We start from the raw sequence: 3,201 nt of genomic DNA on the forward strand, positions 1-3,201 counted from the left end.
CCAACGCGGCGATCCGCGGCACCAACCGGCACATGGGCGGCCCGATCGAGCTGATCGGCGCCCTGCTCCTGGTGTCGGGCGCGCTCCTCACCGAACTGGCGCCGCTCGCGATCGGCTGGCTGCTGGCCTACTGGTCGCCGCGGCTGTCCCGCCGCGAGGCGCAGTGGAGCACGTTCGGCGGCCCGGGACTGGTCTTCGGCGGCTACCTCACCTGGCTCTTCGGCCGGGTCAACGCCTACTGGGGCGAACCGCTGGTGGACACCACGGCGGGCGACCAGCTCTCCGACACCTGGCCCCTGCTGCTGCGCCTGTCGGCGGTGGTCTCCGCCGCCCTGCTGCTCTGGCGGGCCCGCCGCCCCCGCCCGCAGTGACCCGGTGCGCGGCGGTGCCCGTTCAGGGCGTCCGGCGGTGTCCCTTGCGGCGGCGCAGGCCGGCGCGGGTGAGATGGCCGAGGAGGGCCTTGCTGCCGACCTCCACCGCGCCGAGCCGCACCGCGTCCGCGTAGCTCTCGGCCGGGATGTCGTAGTGGTCCCCGTCGAACGCCCTGGGCGGCGCGCCGAGACGGGCGGCGAAGGCGTGCAGTTCGTCGTACGAGACGTCGCTGATCAGGTGGGACCACATCCGGCCGTGGCCCGGCCAGGTCGGCGGGTCGATGTAGACCGTCACGGCGTGCCGTCCGCCTCCCCGGCGCGGTCGAGGCCGCCCAGCGGTGCGACGGTGCGGCCGGTGGCCCCGCACACCCAGTGCGGGGCGTCGGACAGCTCCGGCTCCAGGTCAAGGGCGTGGTGATCTTCGCAGAACGGGCACACCGGCCAGCGGCCCGCCGCCCCGTGGGCGTCCAGCAGCGCGTCCTGGACGTCCTGGGCGAGCAGCCCGGGCAGGTACGGGGCGCCCTGCGGCCACTGGGCGCACCACCAGCGGCGGTGCTCCATCGCCGTCTCCAGGGCGGAGACCTCGGCCGGGCCGGCCGCGTCACAGGCCGCCAGATCGGCCAGGACCAGCGCGCGGCCCCGGTGCACGGCCTCTTCCGGCGTCTCCTGGTTCATACGCACTATTGGAGCACTCCCAGGGCTTGACGTGACAACTTCTCCGAAAATATGTTTCGTCTGTGAGGAATGCGATGAAGGAAAATTTCGTCCGCCGCTCCGGCCGGCCGCGTCCCGTCGCCGTCGCACCACCGCGTCCCGCTCCTCCCGAGCCGGCGGCCCTGGCCGCCAAGGTCCGCACCATGACCCCCTCGATGACCCGCTCCATGCAGCGCGTCGCCGAGACCGTGGCCTCCGACCCGGCCGGCTGCGCCGCCCTCACCGTCACCGGCCTCGCCGAGCGCACCGGCACCTCCGAGGCCACCGTCGTCCGGACCGCCCGGATGCTCGGCTACCCCGGCTACCGCGATCTGCGGCTGGCGCTGGCCGGCCTCGCCGCCCAGCAGGCGTCCGGCGCGGCGCCCGCCGTCACGGCCGACATCTCGGTCGACGACCCGCTCAGCGAGGTCGTCGCCAAGCTCACCCAGGACGAGCGGCAGACCCTCACCGACACGGCGGGCGCCCTCGACCTCGCCCAGCTCGAAGCCACCGTCAGCGCGCTGGCCACCGCCCGCCGCGTGGACGTGTACGGCATCGGGGCCTCCTCGCTGGTCGCCCAGGACCTGGCGCAGAAGCTGCTGCGGATCGGCCTGGTGGCCCACGCGCACGCGGACCCTCATCTGGCGGTCACGGGGGCCGTCCAGCTGCGGGCCGGCGACGTGGCGGTCGCCATCACCCACTCCGGCCGCACCGTCGACGTCATCGAACCGCTCCAGGCGGCCTTCGACCACGGCGCCACGACCGTCGCCATCACCGGCCGCCCGGACGGCGAGGTCACCCAGTACGCCGACCATGTGCTGACCACCTCCACCGCGCGCGAGAGCGAACTGCGCCCGGCGGCGATGTCCAGCCGCACCAGTCAACTGCTCGTGATCGACTGCCTGTTCATCGGCGTCGCACAGCGTACGTACGAGACCGCCGCGCCCGCGCTGCACGCCAGTTACGAGGCGCTGGCGCACCGCCACTCACCGCGCGACCGCTGACCGGCGCCGCGCCCGACCCCCTCGAACCCCCGTACTCCGGAGAGCCGCACCTCCATGTCCCTCAGTCCTTACGGTGAGCTGCGTTCCGAACTCGACGGCCTGACCACCGAGGCGCACCGCCCCGATCTCGCCGAGATCGACCAGCGCTCCACGCTCGACATCGCCCGCACCATGAACCGCGAGGACGCCGGGGTGCCCGGCGCCGTGGCGGCCCAGTTGCCGAAGATCTCCGCCGCGATCGACGCCGCCGCGCTGCGGCTGGCGCGCGGCGGGCGGCTGCTGTATCTCGGCGCGGGCACGGCCGGACGGCTCGGGGTGCTCGACGCGAGCGAGTGCCCGCCGACGTTCAACACGGACCCCTCCCAGGTCGTCGGCCTGATCGCCGGCGGCCCCGGCGCCATGGTGACGGCGGTGGAGGGTGCCGAGGACAGCAAGACGCTGGCCGCCGAGGATCTGCGGCGGCACGGTGTGACGGCCGACGACGTGGTGGTCGGCATCTCGGCCTCCGGGCGCACGCCGTACGCCGTGGGCGCGGTGGAGTACGCGCGCGGGTGCGGGGCGCTGACCATCGGCCTGTCGTGCAACGCCGATTCGCCGCTGGCGGCGGCGGCCGAGCACGGCATCGAGGTGGTGGTGGGGCCCGAGCTGATCTCCGGGTCCACCCGGCTGAAGGCGGGCACCGCGCAGAAGCTGGTGCTGAACATGATCTCGACCATCAGCATGATCCGGCTGGGCAAGACCTACGGCAATCTGATGGTGGACGTCCGCGCCTCGAACGAGAAACTGCGGGCCCGGTCGCGCCGGATCGTGCATCTGGCGACCGGGGCGCCCGACCCGGTCATCGAGTCGGCGCTGCGGGCGACCGACGGCGAGGTGAAGAACGCCATCCTCACCATTCTCGGCAACGTGGACGCGCCCACGGCCGGGCGGCTGCTGACGGAGTCGCACGGCCACCTGCGGGCGGCCCTGTCGGCCGCCGCGAAGGACTGACGGCCGCTCAGCCCGCCGCGTCCGGGCGCGTACGGCGCCCGCGCCCATCCCGGCAACGCCCAGGGCCGGCACACCGGACCGTGGCGGACCCCCGTGCCGCCCCCGGCGAAGAGGAGGGCCGATCCGGCGGGGAACACAAGGCC

At 74.1% G+C, this 3,201-nt stretch carries 4 protein-coding genes and 1 pseudogene; 3 read left to right on the forward strand and 2 right to left on the reverse strand.

Annotated features, from left to right (window positions below):
• Window positions 1-371, forward strand: a pseudogene (locus ACFV5N_RS26185) (hypothetical protein); the annotation flags it as partial.
• Between the two features lie 22 nt (window positions 372-393).
• Here ACFV5N_RS26185 and ACFV5N_RS26190 read toward each other — a convergent pair.
• Together ACFV5N_RS26190 and ACFV5N_RS26195 are read right to left on the reverse strand one after the other, a co-directional pair.
• A complete protein-coding gene (locus ACFV5N_RS26190) occupies window positions 394-666 on the reverse strand; it encodes a DUF4031 domain-containing protein (protein WP_385604521.1) in 273 nt (90 codons plus the stop codon).
• Entirely contained in the window at window positions 663-1,046 is a 384-nt protein-coding gene (locus ACFV5N_RS26195; RefSeq protein ID WP_385604524.1) for a hypothetical protein, read from the reverse strand. Before ACFV5N_RS26195 ends, ACFV5N_RS26190 begins: the two co-directional genes overlap by 4 nt.
• A 74-nt stretch (window positions 1,047-1,120) precedes the next feature.
• On the opposite strand from ACFV5N_RS26195, the gene ACFV5N_RS26200 reads away from it, so the two are divergent.
• Both ACFV5N_RS26200 and murQ read left to right on the forward strand, forming a co-directional pair.
• Window positions 1,121-2,068, forward strand: coding sequence for a MurR/RpiR family transcriptional regulator (locus tag ACFV5N_RS26200; RefSeq protein ID WP_385604527.1), 948 nt, complete (start codon window positions 1,121-1,123; stop codon window positions 2,066-2,068).
• A 54-nt stretch (window positions 2,069-2,122) separates the two neighbouring features.
• Complete coding sequence (gene murQ, locus ACFV5N_RS26205) at window positions 2,123-3,058, forward strand: N-acetylmuramic acid 6-phosphate etherase (RefSeq protein WP_385604530.1); 936 nt, start codon at window positions 2,123-2,125, stop codon at window positions 3,056-3,058.
• Window positions 3,059-3,201 lie beyond the last annotated feature (143 nt).

Source organism: Streptomyces sp. NPDC059853 (genome assembly GCF_042731495.1).
Taxonomy (GTDB): Bacteria; Actinomycetota; Actinomycetes; order Streptomycetales; family Streptomycetaceae; genus Streptomyces.